The 22,338-nt window shown below is 66.5% G+C and carries 21 protein-coding genes and 1 tRNA gene; 7 read left to right on the plus strand and 15 right to left on the minus strand.

Annotated elements, in window-relative coordinates; genetic code table 11:
* Positions 1–2 precede the first annotated feature (2 nt).
* Both AWC16_RS08620 and AWC16_RS08625 read right to left on the minus strand, forming a co-directional pair.
* Positions 3–1,364, minus strand: a complete 1,362-nt coding sequence (locus AWC16_RS08620) for a macrolide-binding ATPase MABP-1 (RefSeq protein WP_085264341.1) — start codon at positions 1,362–1,364, stop codon at positions 3–5.
* Positions 1,365–1,420: 56 nt separating this feature from the next.
* The gene (locus AWC16_RS08625) at positions 1,421–2,290 is read right to left on the minus strand and encodes a TOMM precursor leader peptide-binding protein (RefSeq protein ID WP_085264342.1); all 870 of its coding nucleotides are present in this window, start codon (positions 2,288–2,290) and stop codon (positions 1,421–1,423) included.
* Between the two features lie 204 nt (positions 2,291–2,494).
* Between AWC16_RS08625 and AWC16_RS08630 the strand changes: the two genes are divergently transcribed.
* Positions 2,495–3,310 carry a lysophospholipid acyltransferase family protein gene (locus tag AWC16_RS08630; RefSeq protein WP_085264546.1) on the plus strand — a complete coding sequence of 272 codons (816 nt, stop codon included), beginning with the start codon at positions 2,495–2,497 and terminating at the stop codon, positions 3,308–3,310.
* Between the two features lie 3 nt (positions 3,311–3,313).
* Here the strand turns inward: AWC16_RS08630 and AWC16_RS08635 are convergent, their stop codons facing one another.
* Positions 3,314–4,657 (minus strand): zinc-dependent metalloprotease, encoded by a 1,344-nt coding sequence (locus tag AWC16_RS08635; protein ID WP_085264343.1) that lies wholly within the window; start codon positions 4,655–4,657, stop codon positions 3,314–3,316.
* A 110-nt stretch (positions 4,658–4,767) separates the two neighbouring features.
* Between AWC16_RS08635 and AWC16_RS08640 the strand changes: the two genes are divergently transcribed.
* Entirely contained in the window at positions 4,768–5,787 is a 1,020-nt protein-coding gene (locus AWC16_RS08640; protein WP_085264344.1) for a YlbL family protein, read from the plus strand.
* Positions 5,788–5,844: 57 nt separating this feature from the next.
* The gene (locus tag AWC16_RS08645) at positions 5,845–8,808 is read left to right on the plus strand and encodes a UPF0182 family protein (RefSeq protein WP_085264345.1); all 2,964 of its coding nucleotides are present in this window, start codon (positions 5,845–5,847) and stop codon (positions 8,806–8,808) included.
* An 8-nt stretch (positions 8,809–8,816) separates the two neighbouring features.
* On the opposite strand, the gene AWC16_RS08650 is transcribed toward AWC16_RS08645, so the two are convergent.
* Genes AWC16_RS08650 through AWC16_RS08665 form a run of 4 tightly spaced genes read right to left on the minus strand, consistent with a single transcriptional unit; the run spans position 8,817 to position 12,060 of the window.
* Positions 8,817–10,043: a TetR/AcrR family transcriptional regulator gene (locus AWC16_RS08650; protein ID WP_085264346.1), complete on the minus strand. Its 1,227-nt coding sequence runs from the start codon at positions 10,041–10,043 to the stop codon at positions 8,817–8,819.
* The gene (locus AWC16_RS08655) at positions 10,036–10,842 is read right to left on the minus strand and encodes an oxygenase MpaB family protein (RefSeq protein ID WP_085264347.1); all 807 of its coding nucleotides are present in this window, start codon (positions 10,840–10,842) and stop codon (positions 10,036–10,038) included. Before AWC16_RS08655 ends, AWC16_RS08650 begins: the two co-directional genes overlap by 8 nt.
* Positions 10,843–10,844: 2 nt before the next feature.
* Complete coding sequence (locus tag AWC16_RS08660; protein WP_409370653.1) at positions 10,845–11,783, minus strand: oxygenase MpaB family protein; 939 nt, start codon at positions 11,781–11,783, stop codon at positions 10,845–10,847.
* Positions 11,784–11,826: 43 nt separating this feature from the next.
* Complete coding sequence (locus tag AWC16_RS08665; protein WP_085264348.1) at positions 11,827–12,060, minus strand: hypothetical protein; 234 nt, start codon at positions 12,058–12,060, stop codon at positions 11,827–11,829.
* Between the two features lie 309 nt (positions 12,061–12,369).
* On the opposite strand from AWC16_RS08665, the gene AWC16_RS08670 reads away from it, so the two are divergent.
* A tRNA-Met gene (locus AWC16_RS08670) sits at positions 12,370–12,443 on the plus strand.
* Positions 12,444–13,152: 709 nt separating this feature from the next.
* Here AWC16_RS08670 and AWC16_RS08675 read toward each other — a convergent pair.
* Positions 13,153–13,818 (minus strand): PucR family transcriptional regulator, encoded by a 666-nt coding sequence (locus AWC16_RS08675; RefSeq protein ID WP_085264349.1) that lies wholly within the window; start codon positions 13,816–13,818, stop codon positions 13,153–13,155.
* Positions 13,819–13,883: 65 nt separating this feature from the next.
* On the opposite strand from AWC16_RS08675, the gene AWC16_RS08680 reads away from it, so the two are divergent.
* Positions 13,884–14,639 (plus strand): phosphatidylethanolamine N-methyltransferase family domain-containing protein, encoded by a 756-nt coding sequence (locus tag AWC16_RS08680; RefSeq protein WP_085264548.1) that lies wholly within the window; start codon positions 13,884–13,886, stop codon positions 14,637–14,639.
* Between the two features lie 21 nt (positions 14,640–14,660).
* On the opposite strand, the gene AWC16_RS08685 is transcribed toward AWC16_RS08680, so the two are convergent.
* The 5 genes from AWC16_RS08685 to AWC16_RS08705 form a co-directional block, all read right to left on the minus strand.
* Positions 14,661–15,227: a dihydrofolate reductase family protein gene (locus AWC16_RS08685; RefSeq protein ID WP_085264350.1), complete on the minus strand. Its 567-nt coding sequence runs from the start codon at positions 15,225–15,227 to the stop codon at positions 14,661–14,663.
* A gap of 136 nt (positions 15,228–15,363) precedes the next feature.
* Positions 15,364–16,185 (minus strand): nuclear transport factor 2 family protein, encoded by an 822-nt coding sequence (locus tag AWC16_RS08690; RefSeq protein ID WP_234812179.1) that lies wholly within the window; start codon positions 16,183–16,185, stop codon positions 15,364–15,366.
* A 122-nt stretch (positions 16,186–16,307) separates the two neighbouring features.
* On the minus strand, positions 16,308–16,703 hold the full coding sequence (locus AWC16_RS08695) for a type II toxin-antitoxin system VapC family toxin (protein ID WP_085264352.1): 396 nt from the start codon (positions 16,701–16,703) through the stop codon (positions 16,308–16,310).
* The gene (locus tag AWC16_RS08700) at positions 16,694–16,915 is read right to left on the minus strand and encodes a type II toxin-antitoxin system Phd/YefM family antitoxin (protein ID WP_085264353.1); all 222 of its coding nucleotides are present in this window, start codon (positions 16,913–16,915) and stop codon (positions 16,694–16,696) included. The genes AWC16_RS08695 and AWC16_RS08700 overlap by 10 nt, the downstream gene beginning before the upstream one ends.
* A gap of 100 nt (positions 16,916–17,015) precedes the next feature.
* Positions 17,016–17,990 carry an NADPH:quinone oxidoreductase family protein gene (locus AWC16_RS08705; RefSeq protein WP_085264354.1) on the minus strand — a complete coding sequence of 325 codons (975 nt, stop codon included), beginning with the start codon at positions 17,988–17,990 and terminating at the stop codon, positions 17,016–17,018.
* A 98-nt stretch (positions 17,991–18,088) separates the two neighbouring features.
* Here AWC16_RS08705 and AWC16_RS08710 point away from each other — a divergent pair, with 98 nt between their 5' ends.
* Positions 18,089–19,072 carry an alpha/beta fold hydrolase gene (locus AWC16_RS08710; RefSeq protein WP_234812180.1) on the plus strand — a complete coding sequence of 328 codons (984 nt, stop codon included), beginning with the start codon at positions 18,089–18,091 and terminating at the stop codon, positions 19,070–19,072.
* A 5-nt stretch (positions 19,073–19,077) separates the two neighbouring features.
* Positions 19,078–20,076 carry a TIGR03617 family F420-dependent LLM class oxidoreductase gene (locus AWC16_RS08715; RefSeq protein ID WP_085264355.1) on the plus strand — a complete coding sequence of 333 codons (999 nt, stop codon included), beginning with the start codon at positions 19,078–19,080 and terminating at the stop codon, positions 20,074–20,076.
* Between the two features lie 3 nt (positions 20,077–20,079).
* On the opposite strand, the gene AWC16_RS08720 is transcribed toward AWC16_RS08715, so the two are convergent.
* Together AWC16_RS08720 and AWC16_RS08725 are read right to left on the minus strand one after the other, a co-directional pair.
* Positions 20,080–21,195, minus strand: a complete 1,116-nt coding sequence (locus AWC16_RS08720) for an Rv3169 family protein (RefSeq protein ID WP_085264356.1) — start codon at positions 21,193–21,195, stop codon at positions 20,080–20,082.
* A complete protein-coding gene (locus AWC16_RS08725) occupies positions 21,195–22,334 on the minus strand; it encodes a phosphotransferase family protein (protein ID WP_085264357.1) in 1,140 nt (379 codons plus the stop codon). Before AWC16_RS08725 ends, AWC16_RS08720 begins: the two co-directional genes overlap by 1 nt.
* Positions 22,335–22,338: the final 4 nt, after the last annotated feature.

Consider the following 22,338-nt stretch of genomic DNA (forward strand, 5'->3'; position numbering starts at 1 on the left):
TCTTAGGTCGAGGCCCCGATCGCTGCGCCGCTGTCGGGATCGGCGACGAAACCTGGCACCAATTCCTCGGAGAGCCGCTTGATCGGCACGTGTGCATCGAGCTGACACATGATCGCCGTGGTGGATCCGAGCACCCGCATCGGCATCGCCAGCTTGGGCGGCAGGTCCAGCTGGCGGGCGGTCTTGAGCTGCTCGACCGGCCGCTCCAGCTGCTTGCCGGCCATCCTCATCAGCCACTTGCGGGTGTAGTGGAACACCTCGACTTCCACCGGCTCGACGTGCTGGCGCAGCATCTCGTCGAGCTCGCGCACCGAGACGGTCTGGCCCTTCTGGATGAAACCGCCCTGGCGCATGGTCTCGATGACCTTGTCGTAGTCCTTGTCCCGGGCGTAGCGCACCGCGGCGCCCAGTTCCGGCGGAAAACCGCCCGGCATCGGCGCCACCGCGCCGAAGTCGATCACGCCCATCCGGCCGTCCGGCATCAGCATGAAGTTGCCCGGGTGGGCATCGCCGTGGATCAGTTCCAGCCGGCGCGCGGCGTCCCAGGTGAACTCGGCCAGCCGGGTGCCCATCAGGTCGCGCTGCTCCACGGTGCCGTTCCGGATGATCTCGGCCATGCCGACACCCTCGATCCACTCCTGGATCACCGTCTTCGGGGCGCTGGCCACCACGTTCGGGATGAGGAAGTGCGGGTGGCCGGCGTAGGCCTTGGCGAAGACGCGCTGGTTGTCGGCCTCGAGCCGGTAGTCCAGCTCCATCTCGGTGCGCTCGATCAGCTCATCGACGACGCCCTTGACGTCCACGCCGGGTGCCAGCTGCTTGAAGACGCCGGTCAACCGCCGGATGGTCTTCAGATCGGCACGCAGCGCCTCGTCGGCACCGGGATATTGGATCTTGACCGCCACGGGGCGGCCGTCGGCCCACACCGCCTTGTGGACCTGGCCGATGCTGGCCGAGGCGATAGGCGTGTCGTCGAAGGAGCTGAACCGCTCCCGCCACTTGGTGCCCAGCTGCCCGTCGAGAACCCGGTGAACCTTGTCCGCGGGCAGTGGCGGAGCGTCCTTCTGCAGCTTGGTCAGCGCTTCCCGGTAAGGCTCGCCGAATTGCTCGGGGATGGCCGCCTCCATCACCGACAACGCTTGGCCCACCTTCATGGCGCCGCCCTTGAGTTCACCCAGGACGGTGAACAACTGGTCGGCGGCCTTCTCCATGAGCTCGGCGGTGACCTCGTCCTTGGACTTGCCGGTCAGCCGCTTCCCGAATCCGAGTGCTGCCCGGCCGGCGATGCCGACGGGCAGGCTGGCCAGCTTCGCATTGCGCGCTGCGCTCCCGCGTTTGATTTCTGACACGTGTCCATCATCCACGACGTCGTTGTGGTGCGGGTCACCGCGTTGACAATTCTCGGGGCCGGGACGTGACCTCAGCAATCGCAGAGCGGGTGGCGGGTCCAGCGCCGCGTCATGATCGATCCGGTGGCCAGATCCAACTCCAGGGTGGCGTTCAGCGTCGCAGGTGCGGCGAGGTCCCGGTCGGTCGCCATCCCGCGCACCGCGGCGATCACCCGGTCGACCTGGCTCAGTGCCAGCGCCACCGTCGCCAGCACCGTTGCGCGGTCGGCGTGGGCGACGGTGTGACGCAGTTGGGCGGCCACCGCGGGCCAAGCGGCATCGCGGTCGCGGCGGTGCAGATCGGCACACGTCAGACAGCTGGTGACCCCCGGAAGGACGAGCGGACCCACCATGCCGGTGCCGTCGCGCACCCGCACCGGCAGGTGCGGCACCCGCTCGGCGTGTAGCTCACGCACCAGCCGCGGGTCGGCGACCAGGTAGTCCGACAGCACCACCAGATCGGCGCCGGCGGTGCTCACCGCGGCGTGCGGATGGCTGCTGGTGCGGACCACCGCGCTCGAGCAGCGCAGCGAGTCGACCAGCAGATCCGACAGCGGCCCGCGGCCGTGCACCCGCAGCGACACCGTGCGGCACTGCCTGCGCGCACCGGTGTCGCACACCGCGACCCGCGCGTGAACCAGCGCGGCCAGCAGCCCGTCCAGCTCCGCGGTGTCCACCGGGCCGTGCCGGGCGACTTCCTGACGCAGCGCGGCGACGGTGGTCGGAATCTGCATCGAGCGCAGGACGGCGGCCAGCGCGGCCGGGGGCAGGCCGCGCGGCGGTTGCACCAGCACGGCCCGGCGGGGATCCCAGCCGACCTGCACCGCGCCGTCCGGGCGCAGCAGCACCGGCAGCGCCGGGTCAAGGGTGTAGGCGGAGGTCTCGGAGGCAACCCTTGTCACGCACGCGACCCTGTCATGACTGGAGGTGCCGCTCCTTCCGCTATCCACAGGGTGACAAGCGATGCGCGCGGCGGCGCGCTGGCGCGCGATCACGGCGGGATCGGTGACGGTCTCGTATGGGTCGGGCGCGTGGGTACCGTTGGGGACGTGCACGCCGCCAACGACATCGACGCGATCATCAACCAGCCGGCGCGGGTCGAAGCCATGCGTCGGGCGGTGGAGGCCGTCGCCGACGCCGTCACGCCCATGATCGAGGCGTATCGGCCCTACGTCGCCGGGCTCGAGAACCTTCCCGGTGATGGCCGATTTCTCTTGGTGGGCAACCACACCCAGGTCAGCGTGGAAGCCCTGCTGATTCCATTCCATGTTCGACGGGTGATCGGCAAGCGGGTACGGCCGCTGACGGACCGGCAGTTCGGGCGCATGCGGGGACCGGCACGGGATCTGCTCGCCGCGGCCGGGGCTCTGGTGGGCGCGCCCGAACCCGTCCGCGAACTGATGCGGCACAACGAGCCCATCCTGGTGTTCCCGGGCGGCGGTCGTGAGATCCCCAAGTTCAAAGGTGAGGAGTACACCCTGCGCTGGCAGGGCCGCGCCGGTTTCGCGCGCCTCGCAGTCGAACACAACTACCCGATCGTGCCCGTCGGACTGGTCGGGGGCGACGACGTCTACCGAAGCCTGAGTCGTCGTGGCGGCAGCTGGGAGCGCTTCAGCGCGGCGCTGACTCGACGGCTTTCAGGGCCCCCGGACATGGTCATGCCCCTGCAGCGCGGCATCGGCCCGACTCTCATTCCCCGGCCGCAGCGGATGTATCTGCGCTTCGGCTCCCCCATCGACACCACCAAGCCCGACCGCGTCTCGACCGACAGATGGGTCGGGACCGTCCGGCAGGAAACCCAACAGTCGCTCGAACAGATCTTGGCTGAATTGCTCGCCGTCCGAGCAGACGATCCCTACCGTCACCTCAACCCGTTGGCGTGGCGTCGTGCGATCTCACCGCCCGAGGCCGGGACGCGTTAGGCGTCAGTCGTCGTCGGTGTTGTCGGTGTCTTCGGTGGACCGCTGGAACTCGGCGATCGCCTGGTCGATGGCCGAGTCGATGCCACTGGAGTCGCCGTCGAGGATCCGATCGATGAACGCGGCCGGGTCGTCGAGGTCGGCGGACTCGGGGAGCAGGTCGGGGTGCTGCCACACCTTGTCGCGGGCGTCGGCTCCGACGGCGGCGGTCAGCCGCTCCCACAGCACCGCGGCCTCGCGCAGCTTGCGCGGGCGCAGTTCCAAACCGACCAGCGTGGCGAAGGTCTGCTCGGCCGGGCCACCGGTGGCGCGCCGGCGGCGCAGCATCTCCGAGAGCGCGGCGGTACCCGGGATCCGGTCGCCCAGTGCCGCATTGACCACGGTCTGCACCCAGCCCTCGATCAGGGCCAGCAGGGTCTCCAGCCGTTCCAGTGCGGCGAGCTGCTCCGGGGTCGACTTGGGCTCGAACACGCCTTGGTTGAGCAGTTCGTTCATGGCCGAGGGATCGGTCATCGCCGCCGGGTCGAAGCCCTGCGCCAGTTCCTCGATGCCCCGGATGTCGATCTTCATGCCCCGGGCGTAGGCCTCCACCGCGCTGAGCAACTGGTTGGACAGCCACGGCACGTGGGTGAACAGCCGGTGGTGGGCGGCCTCGCGGGCGGCCAGGAAGGTGACGATCTCACTGCGCGGCTGCTCCAGGCCGCCGGCCAATTCCTCGATCGCACCGGGCAGCAGCGCGGCCACGCCGCTGGGCCCCAGTGGCAGGCCGATGTCGGTCGAGGTCAGCACCTCTCCGGACAACCGGCCCAGCGCCTGGCCCAACTGCGATCCGAACGCCAACCCGCCCATCTGCGACATCACCGACAGCAGTGGGCCGGCCATGTTCTTGGCCTCTTCGGGCAGCGCCGAGGCCCAGACGGAAGAAACCTGCTCGGCCATCGGGTCGCACAGCCGTTGCCAGGTGGCCATGGTGTGCTCCACCCAGTCCACCGGGGTCCAGGCGACCCCGCTGGTGGTGCCCGCCGGTATCGCGGTCACGCCGTCGAGCCACGTCTCGGCCAGGTGCACGGCGTCGCCGATCGCGGTGGTGGTCGACGCCGTGACGGGCGAGACCGAACCGATCGACTTGGTCGCGACCTGTCGGGCCAGGTCGTAGTTGACCGGCCCGGCCGGCCGGCCGTCAGCGGTCACCCTGCCGGCGCCGCTGAACATCTGCCCGAGCTGAGTGAAGATCTGGCCCAGATCGGCGATGTTGAAACCGGCACCCATACCGAACGGGTCACTGGGTCCCGAGCCTCGTTCACGGTCGGGGTCGTCTCCGGAGGAGAAACCGAAGGGCAGATCAGCCATAGACTCAACGGTACCCATCGGTATCGGCCGGCGCGCCACTCCCGTCGTCAAAGGTCCGAGCCGACACGACCCGGACCCAGTCCGATCCGGCGCCGTTTACCATTCCCGGGGTGAACAGGCGGATTCTGACGCTGTTGGCGGCGCTGCTGCCAGTAGTCGTGTTCGGCGTGCTGCTGACGGCGGTGACCGTGCCCTTCGTGTCGCTGGGGCCGGGCCCCACGTTCGACACGCTCGGCATGGTCGACGGCAAGCAGGTGGTCGACATCACGGGCACCACCACGCACCCCACGACGGGTCACCTCAACATGACCACGGTGTCCCAGCGGGACGGCCTGACGCTGGGCGAGGCGCTGGCGCTGTGGCTGTCCGGGCGAGAACAGCTCGTGCCGCGTGACCTGGTCTATCCGCCCGGCAAGTCCCGGCAGGAAGTCGACGACAACAACGACGCCGACTTCCGCGCCTCCGAGCAGAGCGCCGAGTACGCCGCGCTGGGATACCTGCGTTACCCGACGGCGGTCACCCTCGCCGACGTACACGATCCGGGTCCCTCAGCCGGTGCGTTGCGGCGGGGTGACGCCGTGGACGCCGTCGACGGCGAACCCGTCTACACCGTCAAACAGTTCACCGCGCGGCTGGCCGACACCAAGCCGGGCCAGACGGTCGTCATCGACTACCGGCGCAAGAATGCCGCGCCCGGCACGGCGCGGATTACGCTGGGAGAGAACAAGGACCGTCCCAACGGATTCCTGGGCGTGTCGGTGCTCGATGCGCCGTGGGCGCCGTTCACCGTCGACTTCAACCTGGCCAACATCGGCGGGCCGTCGGCGGGGCTGATGTTCTCGCTGGCCCTCGTCGACAAGTTGACCACCGGCGGGCTGGCCGGACAGAACTTCATCGCCGGTACCGGGGTCATCAAGACCAACGGCCAGGTCGACTCGATCGGCGGGATCACGCACAAGATGATCGCGGCCCGGGAGGCCGGCGCGACGGTGTTTCTGGTCCCGGCGGACAACTGCTATGAGGCCATGGCCGACAACAATGGGCTGCAGCTGGTCAAGGTCGACACCCTGGCCCAGGCGGTCGACGCGTTGCGCACCATCACCGACGGAGGTCAGCCCCCCTCTTGTTGAGCCCGGAGTTGGCTACAGTGGGGCCTTCAGGGACAACCGAGCTAGGGAGCGTGGCACGTGGGGATGCGGCCGACCGCGAGGATGCCGAAATTGACCCCGCGCAGCCGGATCATGGTCGGCAGCGCGTTCGTCGTGATCACGCTGCTGCTGGTGGGTCCGCGGCTCATCGACGGCTATGTCGACTGGTTGTGGTTCGGGGAGCTGGGCTACCGCTCGGTGTTCGTCACGACCCTGCTGACCCGCCTGATCGCCTTCGTGGTGGTGGCGCTGATCGTCGGCGGAATCGTGTTCGCCGCATTGGCGATGGCCTTCCGGGTCCGGCCGGTCTTCGTGCCCAACAACGGTGTCAACGACCCGGTGGCGCGGTACCGGACCACGGTGTTGTCGCGGCTGCGGCTGTTCGGATTCGGGATCCCGGTCGCGATCGGTCTGCTGGCCGGCATCGTCGCGCAGAGCTACTGGGTGCGCATCCAGCTGTTCCTGCGTGGCGGTGACTTCGGGATCACCGACCCCCAGTTCGGCAAGGACCTGGGCTTTTACGCATTCGACCTGCCGTTCTACCGGCTGGTGGTGGGGCTGCTGCTGGCGGCGTTGTGCCTGGCCACCGTCGCCAACCTGGCGACGCACTACATCTTCGGTGGCATCCGGTTGTCGGGCCGCGCCGGCGCCCTGAGCCGCCCGGCACGTATTCAGGTGGTCAGCCTGATCGGCACCCTGGTGCTGCTCAAGGCGGCCGCCTATTGGCTGGACCGCTACGAGCTGCTCAGCCACACCCGCACCGGCAAGCCGTTCACCGGTGCCGGCTACACCGACATCAACGCGGTGCTGCCGGCCAAGATGATCCTGCTGGCGATCGCGCTGATCTGCGCGGTCGCGGTGTTCTCGGCGATCGTCCTGCGCGACTTGCAGATTCCGGCGATCGGCCTGGTGCTGTTGCTGCTGTCCTCGGTGGTAGTCGGCGCGGGCTGGCCGTTGATCGTGGAGCAGTTCAGCGTCAAGCCCAACGCGGCGCAGAAGGAGAGTGAGTACATCTCCCGCTCGATCGCGGCGACCCGGCAGGCCTACGGCTTGACCGAGGATGTGGTCACCTACCGCAACTACAGCGGTGACGCGCGCGCGACGGCCGCCCAGGTGGGTGCCGATGCCGCCACCACCTCCAACATCCGGTTGCTGGATCCGACCATCGTCAGCCCGGCGTTCACCCAGTTCCAGCAGGGCAAGAACTTCTACTTCTTCCCCGATCAGCTCACCATCGACCGCTATCGCGACAACGACGGCCAGTTGCGTGACTACGTGGTGGCCGCCCGCGAACTCAATCCGGATCGGCTGATCGACAACCAGCGTGACTGGATCAACCGGCACACCGTCTACACCCACGGCAACGGGTTCATCGCCTCGCCGGCCAACACCGTGCGGGGCATCGCCAACGACCCCAACCAGAACGGCGGCTACCCGGAGTTCCTGGCCAACGTCGTCGGCGCCAACGGGAGTGTGGTCTCTCAGGGGCCCGCCCGCCTCGATCAGCCGCGCGTCTACTACGGGCCGGTGATCGCCAACACCGTCGCCGACTACGCGATCGTGGGGCGCAACGGCGCCGACCGCGAGTACGACTACGAGACCAACACCGAGGCCAGGAACTACACCTACACCGGTGCGGGCGGCGTGAGTATCGGAAACTGGCTGGCCCGCAGCGTGTTCGCCGCCAAGTTCGCCGAACGCAACTTCTTGTTCTCCAACGTGATCGGCTCGGACAGCCGGATCCTGTTCAACCGGGACCCGGCCCGCCGGGTGCAGGCGGTGGCGCCGTGGCTGACCACCGATTCGACGGTGTATCCGGCGATCGTCAACAAGCGGCTGGTGTGGATCATCGACGGCTACACCACCTTGGACAACTACCCGTACTCGCAGTTGACGTCGCTGTCGTCGGCGACCATGGACTCCAAAGAGGTGGAGCTCAACCGGCTGCTGCCGGACCGGCGGGTGTCCTACATCCGCAACTCGGTGAAGGCCACCGTCGACGCCTACGACGGCACCGTGAGCCTGTACGCGCAGGACGAGCAGGACCCGGTGCTGCAGGCCTGGATGAAGGTGTTCCCCGGAACGGTCAAGCCCAAGTCGGAGATCTCGCCCCAGCTCGCCGAGCACCTGCGCTACCCCGAAGACCTGTTCAAGGTGCAGCGCATGCTGCTGGCCAAGTACCACGTCAATGACCCGGTGACGTTCTTCTCCACATCGGACTTCTGGGACGTGCCGCTGGACCCCAACCCGACCGCCAGCAGCTTCCAGCCGCCGTACTACATCGTCGCGAAAAACCTTGTTAAGGAAGATGGTTCGGCGTCCTACCAGCTGACCAGCGCGATGAACCGGTTCAAGCGTGACTACCTGGCCGCCTACATCAGTGCCAGCTCCGACCCGGACACCTACGGCAAGATCACCGTGCTGACCATTCCCGGTCAGGTCAACGGGCCCAAGCTGGCCAACAACGCGATCACCACCGACACCACGGTCAGCCAGGAACTCGGGTTGATCGGACGTGACAACCAGAACCGCATCCGGTGGGGGAACCTGCTGACGCTGCCGGTGGCCCAGGGCGGCCTGCTCTACGTCGAACCGGTTTATGCCTCACCGGGTTCCAGCGACGCCTCGTCGTCCTACCCGCGGTTGATCCGGGTGGCGATGATGTACAACGACAAGATCGGCTTCGGGCCGACGGTCTCCGACGCGCTCACCGGCCTGTTCGGGCCCGGTGCCAGTGCGGCGGCGACCGATATCGCACCCACCGACGGCGGCAATGCGGCGCAGGAGCGTCCGCCGGCGGCCACCCCGCCCGTCGCGGCGGTGCCGGCGCCGGCGCCGGCGGGTGGCGCCGGGCTGTCGCCGGCGAAGACCGCGGCGCTGCGTGAGATCGAATCGGCGATCACCGCGGTGCGGGACACCCAGCGTCGCGGCGATTTCGCGGCCTACGGTGCGGCGCTGCAACGCCTTGACGACGCCATGGCCAAGTTCAACAACACCAAGTAGCGGTCAGTTCAGGCGTCGAACAGCACGGCGTGCATCAGCGTGCGTACGCAGGCCTGCGCATGGGCCAGATCCACTGCCGGACCTGGGTCGGGGCGGTCATAATGGGCCAGGCGGCCGATGTCGACCACCAGGGCCATCGCGGCGTGGACCAGGAATCGGGCGGTTGTCGCGGTGAGTTCGGGACGCGCCGACAGCAGTAACCCGACCCAGGAGTCGATGGTGGATCGCTGAACGCTAAGCAGTAGCGTCTGATCGGACTGATCGAGATGGACCCGTTCGCTGAAATAGACCGATGCCAGCTCCGGGTTTGCGAACGAGGCGGCGACATAGATGTCGACCAGCTGCGTCAGCGCTTCTTGCGGTTCGGACCGGTTGGTGTCGACCACCGACAGCTCCGTGGAGAGTCGATCGGACAGGCGTCGTAGTGCGGTGCCGAGGATGTCGGATTTGCCGAGGAAATGGCGGTAGATTCCCGGGATTCTTAGGCCGGCTGCCTCGGCGATCTGGGCCATGGTGGTCTCGGCGTAGCCATGCCGGTGAAACAACATCATCGAGACGTGCAGCAGCTCTTCGTAGGTTCCGGCGTCGGAGGTGAAGATGCGCATTTCGGGTGTGTCCGGCGAAAAGTTGTTCGGCGCGGGCAATTCGGTGTTCAGCAACGCCGACGACGCCTTCGTCAGGATGTGGTTGATCTCGTCGGCCGGGGCACGTACCCGGTGGTCGGTGATGCTCCCGATGACGCTGAGCAGTGCCGCTGAAAGCATCCGCCGATGCAGGAGCGGAACCGTGGGGCGCAACTCGGCCAGCGGCTGCTGCAGGCGCTGGTTGACCAGTCGCAGGTGACCGAATAGTTGGGCGGCATCGGATTCCCGCAAGTAGCGGGCCTGCCATCGGTAGATGCCACCGGATTCGCGGTTGCGCACTGTCACGTCGATCAGGGCTTGTATCAACTGATCCAGCGTCTCCGCCGGGCCTGCGAAGGCTTCGGACGCGACGGCTGGATCAGTTGCGTCGACCAGTTGCCGGCTCAGCGCCAGTACCGCATCGCGGAACAGGTCGTATTTGCTTGCGTAGTGTCGGTACAGGGCCGGAGCGGAGATACCCACCTCGGTGGCGATGTTCTCCACCCTCGCCGTGTGATACCCCAGGGTGCTGAATGATTCGGCGGCAGCCTGGGCGATCTGATGCTTGCGGTCTTTGGGGCGTCGCCGGTCGGCGGGAGCGGCGTCAGTCACGTGTCGCCTCAAGGGGTGTCATGGCCTCGCGGGATTTCGCTTTGCGTAATGCGTTGCCTGCCCGGGCATTCCAGTGATGTCCGGGGGTCAGTGCCGACAGCTGGCTCAACCGGACGAACTGCCGCAGCGACCACCGGTCGGCAGTGGAGACGTGGAACCCGGTGAGTTCTCGGGCGCGAGGATGCTGCATCGCACGGACCGCGGGCGGGGGGACCGCGCGCATCCACCAGTCGGTAGGCGCGAAGATCTGTTCGCGGAACGGCTCGAAGTGCGGGCCGGCCACCAACTGAGACCGGCAGTGGTCCTCGAAGTATTCGACGAACTCCGGCCAGTTCGGCGGCATCGGCCGAGTCGATACGCCGTATCTGCGATACCAGGCGCAGCATTCCCGGTAGAGCTGCTCATGTTCCTCGGCGTCGAGTGGGCGGATGAAGGTATTGACCATGAAGAAGAGGGACTCCACGTAGGCGCTGTGCTGAAAATGGAAGGTATCGGGGGTCAGCGCGTGGTATTTGTTCCCCAGGCTGTCGATGCCCTTGACGTGCTCGTGGGCGAACCGCATCTGCGGCCGCATATCCAGATCGGTGTAAGCGTAGTTGACGGCCTGGGTGACGGTGCGCTTCTTGTGCAGCCAGATGCGATTGCGCATCAGCGCGTGCTCGGTGATGCCGGCCGCGATACCGGGATGCAGCAGCAATAGACATACCGCCCTGGGCAACACGAATAGGAATCGCCGGTCGGCCAGGAAAGGCCACAGCAGGCTGTCGGGGCCCAAGTCGTCTTCGTCGTGGGGAGCCATGGTCAGATCAGTGCCTTGTTTCGGCGGATGCGATGACGAAGCTCGGCCATCGCCACGGTGTAGTTGATGGTTCGGATGAACCGGGGGATGAAGCGGTTGACCAACGATACGAACAGAAACAGATTCTCGAACCGGCGCTGATCGGTGGCGGACCACTCGACCCCGAGCAGCTCACGAAAGCGCGGCGCAAGAAAACCGATCGTCAGAAACCGCAGCAGTGGTGCGGCGGGTAGGCCGAGCACCGGGTTGATCATCTTCAGGTCGATCAGTCGCATGAGGTAGCCGCGGACGGCGTCGTCCATCTCCAGCGTTTGGCATGTCTGGGCCCAGTAGGTGTCGAATTCCGCTCGGGTGGGCGGCCATTGGTCCTCGGTGACCTGCAACGTGGTGCCGAGCGTCCAGGCCTGGTGGTAGAACTTCTCCGCCTGTTCCGCGGTCATCTTGCCGCGCAGTAGTTGGTAGGTGTCTTCGTAGAAGACGAAAAGGCATGCGGCGACCCACAGTTGCAGAGCCTGATCGAAGGCACTGTATTTGACCGGGCTGTCCGCGGAAGAGCGGACCTGGCGGTGCGCCACGTCGACGGCGTCGCGGTAGGCGGCGCGTTCCTGATCGGTGCCCAGGACCGCGACCGCCAAATACTGGCCGAGGGTGCGCAACCGTTTCCACGGATGTTCCATCAGTGAACCGGATTCGACCCGGCTCTCCACGACCCCGTGGCCGACGCCGGGCATGCTCAGCTGCATGACGACGTTGGCGGCGGCCGCGGCCGCCGACCAGAAGTCAAGTGCCTCAGTGAGATCGACGGGATCGTTGTCCCAGCGCCGGGTATGGCGGTCGACGTGAATCCGGGTCTCGGCGGGGCTCGGGGGCCGGGCTGTGGGGGAGGGCCGGCCGCCGAGCACGCTCACGACAAGATCGATGATCCGCACCAGAAACATCATCCGGGCGGCCTCCGATGCTGCGGGGCGACGTGACGTTTCACGGTCACTGCATGCAGACGTTGGCGACCAGCAGCACCGGCCACGACACGATCGAGCCAAGGAACGACACCACCAGGTCCAGTCCTTGCATCTCGTGGAGGTGAGCGGTGTGCGTCAACGACCAGATCAGTCCGATGATCAGGTAGGGGGTGCCGAGCATCAAGCCCAACCCGATCAGTTCTGCGACGCTCATCCGGTAGCTGAGCAGACGGCCGACGGCGTCGACGAATCCGGGCATCGGTTTGTCTCTCCCAGTGTTCTGGCCCCGGAATGCAGCATGGCACAGCGGGGATGGGCCGACAAGATGGAAGTTAATTTGCGTTTGTGGTCGGCTGGTGAGACCGGCCGCGGTCGGCGTCGTGCGCAGTGGCGAAGTGCCAGATGCCGGGAGTTCTCAAAGAAATGACAAGACGACGGGTGGCGGCGAGGCGTCGGAACCGTGGCGGCTTTGTTAATGGTGTTGAGGCCGTCTGCGCAGGCGGGCCGGCCCCCGGATGCAGGCGATTTGGCGCCCCGGCCACCCGTTCGGTAACCTCGTAGACACCGACGCGGGGTGGAGCAGCTCGGTAGCTCGCTGGGCTCATAACCCAGAGGTCGCAGGTTCGAATCCTGTCCCCGCTACTATGTGATGTTTCAGGACATCGGCAACGGCCGGACCCACGCATGTAGGTCCGGCCGTTGTTTATTGCACGGGTTTTCAGGTCGCGAAGAGTTTTTCCGGTGGCGGCAGAGCTGGGCGGAGACGCAGTTCAGGTGTCCTACTGACATCGACTGCCAGAACCGCCCGAACAAGAGCTACGGCAACTGATACGGCCACCAGCATCGGAGTATGCACGCCGCGCGTGAGGTCACGAGTGAGCGGCAAAACAGCGGAGGCGCTTATGGCTCCGTGACCGAGTACTTATTCTGGTAGCAGATGCCCTGAAGGAACCGCCCGCAGATGCCTACTGCGCCGGGATAGGCCGAGGAAAGGGATCAGATGACACAGACCAAAGCCGGGCGCTGGCGGGTCATCGTGGCGGCCGTTCTTCTATCGGTGCCTCCGTCACTAATAGTTGGTACCGCACATGCCGACAACAGCAGCTACCTTCGAGAGATACATACCAAGGTCAGGATCCGGATGAGCGACAACCAAGCGCTCCGACTGGGTTCGGTGGTATGTCATACATTGCGCAAGGGGCCGGACGGACATGTCACCCCCGCGTCACGGGGCGAGGCCACTCAAGCCGTTGCCAGGACAGCCCGCAAGTTGGGAGTTGACGGTGGCGACGGCCTGGACCGCGGAAGCACTATGCGGGTGATCGAGGCGGCCGAACATCACCTGTGCTGATCAGCTGTCCAGCCGTGGTGACCTGTTCCCGTTTCCGGACACTGAGCGGCCCTTGACAATCTCGAAGGCAAGACACAATTCGGCGAGTTCGCGCGGCGCGCTCAGGGAACGTCCGGTGTGTTCTTCGGTGCGGCGCAACCGGTTCCGTACCGTGTTGGGGTGACAGAACAGCGCGGAGGCGGTCTCCGCGATTGAGCCGTCGTGGTCGAGCCAAGCCTGGAAGGTCTCGCACAGGCTGAGGCGTTCATCGCTGGGCAGCAGATTGAATGGGCCGAGGGTGATTTCGGAGAGCTTGCGGGTCACCTCAGGTGCGCTGACCGCAGCGATGCCCAGCACGGAGTCGTCGAACACGCACACGTTGCCGTCCCGTTGGGCCGGCGCGTCCAGGGCTACCCGGGCATAGCGCAACGAAGTCGCGGTGTCGGCGAGATCGTTGAAGATCGGACTGACGCCGATGTTGGTGGTGCTCACGCGCCTCAGCAGATCGGTGACGCGGGACAGCGACTCGCGGGACGGCAGATGGGCGATACCGATCTGGACATCGGGAAGGAGTCGCCACGCTGAGTGCACGTCCAGGTGCCCAACATCGCCCCGGCGTTGCGGAGAGCCATGGCGTTGTCCCTTCTCCAGAACCGCTCGCGCAGCGGTCAGTCGAGCAGCGCTCATCCTGTCATCGTTTCAGCGCCCCGATGTGCTACTACTGCCTTTCATATCGGATGAAAGGTTCCACCATGGCCGGTCTCTACCACGCCGCTATCGTCTTCCTGATCGTCCTCACGATCGTCACCTTCGCCAGCAGCTTCTGGATCACCAACCCGTACGGTCGCTTCGCCAGTCCGGGTCAGCGCTTCACCCTGCCCGGAAAGATCAGTTGGCTGATGTTCGAATGCCCGCAGTGGTGGGCCTTTACCGTGACGTTCTGGCTTGTGGCACACCGGCACGGAGCCCCGGCGATCGTCCTGTACGTGCTTTGGCAAAGTCACTATCTTTACCGGGGGCTGATCTATCCGCTGAGCCGCAAGGGTGACGACAAACGCTTCCCGATCTCCGGTATCGCTTTCGGCTTCACCTTCAACGCGGTCAACGGGTTCGCCAACGGTTACGCCGTGGCGCTGGCCCCGCACCTGCAGCACGAGCGCTGGTTTGTCGACCCCCGTTTCATCCTGGGGCTCGCCGTCGCGGTGATCGGCTGGGGGATCAATTTCCAGGCTGACCGCATCCTGATCGGACTGCGCGCCGATGGCGGCAGCGGGTACAGCATCCCCTACGGCGGGGCGTTTCGCTGGGTGTCTTCGGGCAACTATTTCGGTGAACTCATTCTGTGGGCGGGCTGGGCGATCATGGCGTGGACCGTTCCGGGGCTGATCTTCCTGCTCTTCTCCATCGCCAACCTCGGACCTCGGGCGGTGGCCACCCACAAGTGGTATCAGCAGCAGTTCCCCGACTATCCGCGTAACCGCAAGGCGATCATTCCGGGAGTGCTGTAGCTGGCCTGGAGGCTCGCTCGATCAGTCGTGTTTCGCCTCGTAGCGCAGCAGGACCGTGCCGCCCGGGAAGGTGCGGTTCTCCAACAGTCGCAGCGAGATCCATGACGGCAGAGTCGGGAAGAACGGGGTGCCGCCGCCCACGGCGGTGGGCGCGACCACGATCCGGTACTCGTCCACCAATCCGGCCTGCACGATCGGTGCGGCCAGCGTCGCGCCGGCCACCTCCAGCCTGCCCTCGGTTTGGGCTTTCAGCTTCGTCACCACCTCGACCGGGTCGCCGCGTTCCAGCCGGGAGTTCCAGCCGACCGACTCGAGGGTGCGCGAGAACACCACCTTGGGCATGTCGCGCCAGATGCGGGCGAAGTCGACGATCAATGGGGTGGCGTCCGGGGCCTCGTCGGCAGTCGGCCAGTACCCGGACATCAGTTCGTAAAGCCGCCGCCCGTAGAACGACAGGGCGGTCTCCCGCTCGAAATCGTTCCAGTACTGGTGCAGTTCTTCGCTCGGATCGGCCCAGTCGATGCCGCCTTGTGTGTCGGCGATGTACCCGTCCACCGACACGGTGAAGCCATAGATGAGTCTGCCCATGAAGATCAGTCTGCACCGGCGGGCAAGACTCATCTCGACGCCACACAGGATGCTGTCAATCCTGGTGGACGGGCTCCGGGGAGGTACGCCCTCCCCGCTCAGCCAGAGGTTTGATCAGTGCTGATCGACGGCCTGCTCAGATGTAGAGGCGGACAGCGGAAAGCGCGCCCCGGTGGGCGGCGTCGTGAGAGAACTCGAATAACCCCACGCCGCGCCTGCCGTCCAGATGCACAGTCGCAGAGACGGTATGCCCTGCGGCCAATAGCTTTTCAACTTCTAGATGCTGTGCTGTTGAGGTGAACTCAGCAACCGAGGTTTCCGTAACACCGTCCAGGCTCAGCGTTGGATTCGGAGCCAGAAGCGAGGAAACCGCGACCGTGTCAGCCTGTGCCAGTGCCGCGACCAGGTCGACGACCCGACGCTTTCCGCGCTTTCGTACCCCTGCGAGTCCGCGCAGGAAACCAGCACTGCCAGAAAACCCTTGGTGGCGAATCAGCTGTGGCCCCAATATTGCAGAGGCCAGCAGGCCGCGGCCACCGGAGCTCAGCAACTGCCCGATCATCTTCTGCAGCTCCCAGTGGGCGAACAACCGCTGGATCTTCAGCTCGCTGTCTGGCCCCGCCGAGATGAGGTCATATCGCAGATGCATCGGGATATGCAGGGTGACACCCGTCGACATCGTGGTGCGCACCGTGAGGTCTCGCAGCACCGACATGCCTGCGACCACGTCCTGCTGCACGTCAAACTCGATGGTGTTCGGCGCAATGAAGGTGTCGAAGAACCGCCCGATGGCGGCCGTGCCGACATGGGGAGTCGACCCTACCGGGTCGTTGACCTGCCCGTCAGCGGCGAAGAGCCCGACCCAAGCTGATTTATCGTGTACTGCAACCGCTTTCGGCGATTGCTCCACGGCTTCGAGGAGTGCACTGGCACTGTGCGGTGAACGTCGATCCTGCACCTGGATTCCTCTCGTGAACCGGAGCATGCGGCGGGGCAATCGCGGGTGCGAGCTGCCGACAGCTTCGCAGCAACGACCCTAGTCCTGCAGCCGCAGACGACCTTGCCCAGTACCGCGGACGGTCACCACAAGGTACGCAGGCCGGCGAGGCCGGCGAATGCGGCGTCGCCGGTGATGAGGGTCATCGAGTGGATGATCGCCTGGGCTGCCAGCATGCGGTCGAACGGGTCTCGATGATCCCAGTCGAGCCGTCCGGCCAGCAGTGCGTGTTCCTCGTCCATCGGCAATCTGGTGGCGCCCAAGCGATCGAGATGCCTGGAGTAGGCGCCAAGGACCGCATCTGCCTGAGGTAGCTTGCCCAACCGCTGCTTGGTGGCCAGCTCCCACGCCGACACCGACGACACGAAGATCGGGACGGATCGATCGGTGAGGACTTCACGGGCGTTGGGTCCCAGGCGCGCCGGGTCGGTGAGTGCCCACAGCAGGGCATGGGTGTCCAGCAGGTGCGTCACTCCCATGCGGCGAGTTCTTCGTCGGGCAGTGGCTCGAAGAACTCCTCGGGAACCGCATAGGCGACAAAGCCGAGTTCGCGAGCATCTTGCCTGGCCAGCGGGGCGAGGCGGGCGACCGGCTGGTCGCCGCGAGAGATGACGAACTCTTCGCCGCTCTCGACCGCGGCGATCAGCGCAGACAGGTGTGTCTTGGCGTACTGGACCTTGACCTGCTTCATGTCATCGAGGGTAGGTAGTTGACCAGGGTTGGTCAACGTTGTTGGTCAACTAAGTGTCGGCGACGTGTGTCACTCTGCGGCTGGAGCCCGCCGCCGCTCCCTAATCCCGCATCCGCAGCACGACCTTGCCGGCCGCGGTGCGATTCTCCAGTGCCGTCAACGCCTCGGCGGCCTGCTCCAGGCTGAACACATCCGGCTGCGGCGGGGCCACCTTCCCGGATGCCAACAGCGGCTCCAACATCGCCCACTGCCGTTCCAGCTCACCCGGATGCGACATCGCCCAGGCTCCCCAGCCGACGCCCACCACGTCGATGTTGTTGAGCAGCAGCCGGTTCACCTTCACCGTCGGGATCTCGCCGCCGGTGAAACCCACCACCAACAGCTTCCCGCCCGGAGCCAAAGACCGCAGCGAGTCGGTGAACCGGTCACCACCGACCGGGTCGAGCACCAGATCCACGCCGCGCCCACCGGTCAGCTTGGCCACCGCCTCGCGGAACCCGTCGGCCAGCACCGTGTCGGTGGCACCGGCGGCCCGGGCCACCTCGGCTTTGGCCTCCGTGGAGACCACCGCGATCACCCGCGACGCACCCAGCGGGCCGGCCAGCCGCAGCGTCGAGGTGCCGATGCCGCCCGCGGCGCCGTGCACCAGCACGGTGGCGCCCTCCGCCAACTGGCCGCGCGTGGTCAGCGCGAACAGCACCGTCAGGTCGTTGAACAGCAGCCCGGCGCCGGCCTCGAAGGACACCGTGTCCGGCAGCTTGAACACCTGCTCGGCGGGAACCGCGATCACCTGCGCCATTCCGCCGTTGAGCATGGTCAAGACCGCCACCCGGTCACCGGCGCGGACATGCGCGCCGTCCGGGGCGCTGCGCACCACTCCGGCGGCCTCCCCGCCCGGCACGAACGGCAGGTCCGGCTTGTGCTGGTAGAGCCCGCGCGACTGCAGCACATCGGGGAACGCCACCCCGGCGGCGTGCACGTCGATGACGACCATGCCGTCGCCGGCCGGCTCGTCGAGATCGGCCACCCGGGCGGCTGCCGGTCCGTTGAGCTGGGATATCTGTACCGCGCGCATGGGCGAACCCTTCGTCAAATTCTGCTTTCCCAAAAATCTAGTCCACCAGGCGTAGACTCGCGATGCGGCAGCGTTGCCGCATTTCCGATGAGGTGGCCATGAGTGCTCAACTGTCCAGTCGGCGCGGTGTCGGCATATCCGCGGCGGCATTGCCGCCGGCGCGCACCATGGCGGTCCGCGCAGCAGACGGAACCAAGCTGCACACCCAGGTCTTCGGGCCGTCCGACGGTTATCCGATCGTGCTGGCGCACGGCATCACCTGCGCGATCGGGGTCTGGGGTCATCAGATCGCTGATCTTGCCACCGATTACCGGGTGATCGCCTATGACCACCGCGGCCACGGCCGCAGCGGGGTGCCCAAGCGCGGCGGTTACAGCCTGACCCACCTGGCATCCGATCTGGACTCGGTGCTGGAAGCCACCCTGGCGCCGGGGGAGCGCGCCGTCATCGCCGGGCATTCGATGGGCGGCATCGCCATCAGCGCCTGGTCGGATCGCTACCGCCATCGGGTCGAACAGCGCGCCGATGCGGTGGCGCTGATCAACACCACCTCCGGCAACCTGCTTGCCGAGGTCGACCTGTTCCGGGTGCCGCCGCCGGTGCAACGGGTGCGCGTGCAGACCGCACGCCGGGCGCTGCTGACCTTCGGCAACGTGCCGATCGTCGGGCCGGCGAACTTGGCGGTCCGGCAGTTCGTGCACATGCTCGCCGTCGGTGGTGAGGCCGATCGCTCTGTCGCGGCGTTGATCTGCGAGTTGTTCGCCAAGACCCCGGCGGTCAGCCGCGGCCACTGGGTGCGGGCACTCATCGACGCGCTCGGCCCCTCGTCGTACATCAACCTCGACGGGCTGACCGTGCCCACCCTGGTCATCGGCAGCACCCGCGACCGGTTGTTGCCGATGGTGGCCTCGGAGCGGATCGCCGAGGCCGTACCCAATCTCGCCAGGTTCGTCGAACTCAGCGGGGGACACTGCTCGATCCTCGAGCACTCCGGCGCGGTGAACCGGGAGCTGCGCGACCTCGTCGACCTGATCGCCGGATCGGCGGACGGCATGACAGGCACACGCGAGGCCAGCTCGTAGCGGCGTTGAAGGTCCTCACTGCCCTCAGCGGGCTGACCGGTGTGGTCGATCAGGCTCGTGAGCTGCGCGATGCCGGCGTCAGCGGGGTCTTCACCTTCGAGGGACCGCACGACGTCTTCGCGCCGCTGACGCTGGCGGCCGGTGTGGGCGGCCTGGACCTGATGACCAACGTTGCGATTGCGTTCCCGCGCAACCCGATTCACCTGGCGCATCAGGCCAATGATCATCAGCTGCTCAGCGGTGGGCGATTCGTTCTGGGGCTCGGCACCCAGGTGCGCGCGCAGATCGAGAAGCGGTTCGGTGCGGCGTTCGACCGTCCGGTGGACCGTATGGTCGAGTTGGTCGCGGCGCTGCGGGCGATCTTCGAATCCTGGAACACCGGTGCACGCTTGGATTTTCGCGGCGACTATTACCGGCACACGCTGATGACCCCGACGTTCAGCCCCGGCCCGAACCCGTACGGGCCACCACCGATCTACGTCGGCGCGTTGGGACCACGGCTGACCCGCGCGGCCGCCGCACACGCCGACGGCCTACTGGTGATGCCGTTCTCCACCAAGCGATTCCTGCATGAGAGCACCATGTCCGCGGTGCGCGACGGGCTTGCCCAAGCCGGACGTCGGGCCGAGGATTTCGCGGTCGTGCCAGAAATCATCGTGGCCACCGGTGCCACCGACGCCGAACGGGAGGCCGCCGAAGCCGCCACCCGGATGCTGCTCGGCTTCTACGCGTCGACGCCGGCGTATGCCCCGGTATTGGCCGCGCATGGTTGGCAGGATTTGCAGCCCGAGCTCAATGCGCTGTCCAAGCAGGGGCAATGGGCGCAGATGGGCGCACGGATCACCGACGAGATCCTGCACACCATCGCCGCGTGCGGCACACCGGCGCAGGTGGCCGCGCACATCCGCGACCGGGTCGACGGAATCGCCGACACCGTGTGCGTCTACCAGGCGGCGCCCATAGCACCGGCGCTGATCGGTGAGATCGTCAGCGAACTGTCCTAATGCCTAGGGCGCCATGGCGACCCAGTCGGGGAATCCCGTCGGGTCGTGTCGGCCCAGCACACCGTGCTCGTAGAGACCCCAGCCCTCCACCGGGGCGGCGTCGCCCTCGCGACACACCGCATGCCCCACGTGGTCGATCATCCCGAAGCCGGTGCGCGCGATGATGCCCGGATCGGTCATGTCGTAGGTCAGCCGCTCGGTGAACTTCTCACCCTTCCATTCGCCGTGCAGCCAGTCGATGTCGCCGCCGTATCCACCGCCGACGTGAATGGGCACCGGCAGTTTGGATTCCACCTCGATGACCACCGGGGTGCCGTCCGGCCGGGTCGCCTCGATGGTGGCTCCGGTGGCGATGCGCGTGCCGGAGAGGTAGCGGGTGGAGATCCGCGGCCAGCCCAGCTGTTCGACGCGGCCGTCGCGCCAGACCCGGGTGCAGTCATTGAGGGAGCGGAACCCGTCGGGCTCCTCCTGGATGACCATCACCACGGCGAAGTCCTCGAACGCCATCGGCAGGTACAACCACCACATGCCGTCGAACGGCGGGTCGGCGGGCCGGCCGGCCGGCTCGCGTTCGCCAACCGGGCGGATACCCCAGGAGCGATCGCGGGAGCCGATCCAGACGTCGGGGTCGACGGCGATCTCCTCACCGTCGATCACGATCTGCCCGCTCCAGGAACCCAGTTGGGCGAAGCGCTGCGCGTCCAGGGTTACCCGGGTGCCGGACCGCAGGATGTGCGGCTGTTCCTGCACCGCGTCGAACAGGCCCTCCCAGCGCAGGTCCAGCGCGATGCCCTCGGTCTCATCCATGACCACCCGCAGGGAGCGCAGCGGATCGGTGACCTCGATGCGGTAGCCGCCGACGCGCTGGTTGAGCCGGTCCTGGTCGATGGCATCGGACAGGTGCACCGCCGTCTGGGTGTCGCCGCGACGGACCAGAACGTAGGCGTCCTTCACCCCGAGGTTGGGGTAGTAGCCGCAGCCGGTGATCACGAAGATGTCGCCGGTGCGGTCGTGGGCGTTCAGGTAGCACCGGTCATAGAAGTTGCGGTCCGAGGAGCCCGGCCAGGCGATCGGTTGCGGCAGTTGGTGAACCGGGTATTCGTCGAGTGGTCCCAGCATCAGTTCTGTTCTCCGATCAACTTTCTCAGCAATCCGGCGTGATAGAAGAGCGATTCGGGGTCTTCGGGTTTCTCCATCTCCCCGAAGTGCACCCGACGGGCCCCGGTGCGCATGAACACGATCGCCCACATCACGCCCGCGTAGACGTAGAACCAGTGCAGGTCACCGAGTTCGACACCGGTGAGTTGCTGGTAGGTGGCCCGCACGTCGTCTTCGCGCAGCACCTCCGGAAGCCCGGGCAAACCGGCCAGCCCGGCGAGTTCCTCGAACACCAAGTGCGCGAAGATGACCCACGACACGTCCAGCTCGCGCGGACCCAGTGTCACCATCTCCCAGTCCAGCACGGCCACCGGACGGAAGTCGCGGTAGAGCACGTTGCCGACCCGGGAATCGCCCCAGCACAGCACCGTCTCTCCGGCCGCCGCCTCGGCCGGCCAGTTCGCCTCCAGCCAGGCCAGGGCGCGGTCCAACAATGGCGAGCGTCCCATGTCGGGTACCGCGAACTCGTACCACTCCCGCACGTGCTCGAAGTGCCGTCGCAGGGCGCTGTCCCCGTTGCGGCCACCATCGAGGAAGGCGAACGTCTGCGCGGCGTCGGGGATCGCGTGCAGCTTGGCCAGCACCTCGACGGTGGAATCCTGCAGGGTCCGTTGTTGCTCGGCGGTGGCGTCGGCGAACCAGTTGCCACCGAAGGTATAGGGCATGACATCGGGTGGCACTTCACCGTCGATGCGGTCCATAAGGAAGAACGGCCGGTCCAGGACATCTCCGGTCGGTTCGATCCAGCGAACTTTCGGCACCGGCACGTCGGTGAGCTCACCCACCAGTCGCATCACCTCGAACTGGTGGTCCAATCGGTAGGTCGGAAACACCGGGACGTCTTCGGCAGCGGGCGACACCCGCATCACCCAGCGCTGTTCGACGGGGGCGCCGTCGGCAGTCCAGCGGCCGGTGAGCATGATCGTCTCCGACGACATGCCGTTGGTGTCGACCCCGCTTTCCACGGTGATCTCCGGCGTGGTCCCGCCGGGCAACTGCGTGGCAAGCCATCCAGACATTACCGTGGGCAGGGTGCTGACATCGCGGCTGGAACGTTGGATCCGGCCGACGTCCTTTTCCACGGTCGGTTGGTCGGCCACGGTA

The sequence above is a fragment of the Mycolicibacter longobardus genome (genome assembly GCF_002102265.1).
Taxonomy (GTDB): Bacteria; Actinomycetota; Actinomycetes; order Mycobacteriales; family Mycobacteriaceae; genus Mycobacterium; species Mycobacterium longobardum.

Bases quoted from the DNA above. Each gene is read 5' to 3' on its own strand.
- AWC16_RS08630 (WP_085264546.1), top strand. From the start codon at position 2,495: ATGCGTCGGGCGGTGGAGGCCGTCGCCGACGCCGTCACGCCCATGATC.
- AWC16_RS08635 (WP_085264343.1), bottom strand. From the start codon at position 4,657: ATGGCTGATCTGCCCTTCGGTTTCTCCTCCGGAGACGACCCCGACCGT.
- AWC16_RS08655 (WP_085264347.1), bottom strand. From the start codon at position 10,842: ATGGCTCCCCACGACGAAGACGACTTGGGCCCCGACAGCCTGCTGTGG.
- AWC16_RS08660 (WP_409370653.1), bottom strand. From the start codon at position 11,783: ATGATGTTTCTGGTGCGGATCATCGATCTTGTCGTGAGCGTGCTCGGC.
- AWC16_RS08665 (WP_085264348.1), bottom strand. From the start codon at position 12,060: ATGCCCGGATTCGTCGACGCCGTCGGCCGTCTGCTCAGCTACCGGATG.
- AWC16_RS08675 (WP_085264349.1), bottom strand. From the start codon at position 13,818: ATGAGCGCTGCTCGACTGACCGCTGCGCGAGCGGTTCTGGAGAAGGGA.
- AWC16_RS08680 (WP_085264548.1), top strand. From the start codon at position 13,884: ATGGCCGGTCTCTACCACGCCGCTATCGTCTTCCTGATCGTCCTCACG.
- AWC16_RS08685 (WP_085264350.1), bottom strand. From the start codon at position 15,227: ATGGGCAGACTCATCTATGGCTTCACCGTGTCGGTGGACGGGTACATC.
- AWC16_RS08695 (WP_085264352.1), bottom strand. From the start codon at position 16,703: ATGGGAGTGACGCACCTGCTGGACACCCATGCCCTGCTGTGGGCACTC.
- AWC16_RS08700 (WP_085264353.1), bottom strand. From the start codon at position 16,915: ATGAAGCAGGTCAAGGTCCAGTACGCCAAGACACACCTGTCTGCGCTG.
- AWC16_RS08705 (WP_085264354.1), bottom strand. From the start codon at position 17,990: ATGCGCGCGGTACAGATATCCCAGCTCAACGGACCGGCAGCCGCCCGG.
- AWC16_RS08710 (WP_234812180.1), top strand. From the start codon at position 18,089: ATGAGTGCTCAACTGTCCAGTCGGCGCGGTGTCGGCATATCCGCGGCG.
- AWC16_RS08720 (WP_085264356.1), bottom strand. From the start codon at position 21,195: ATGCTGGGACCACTCGACGAATACCCGGTTCACCAACTGCCGCAACCG.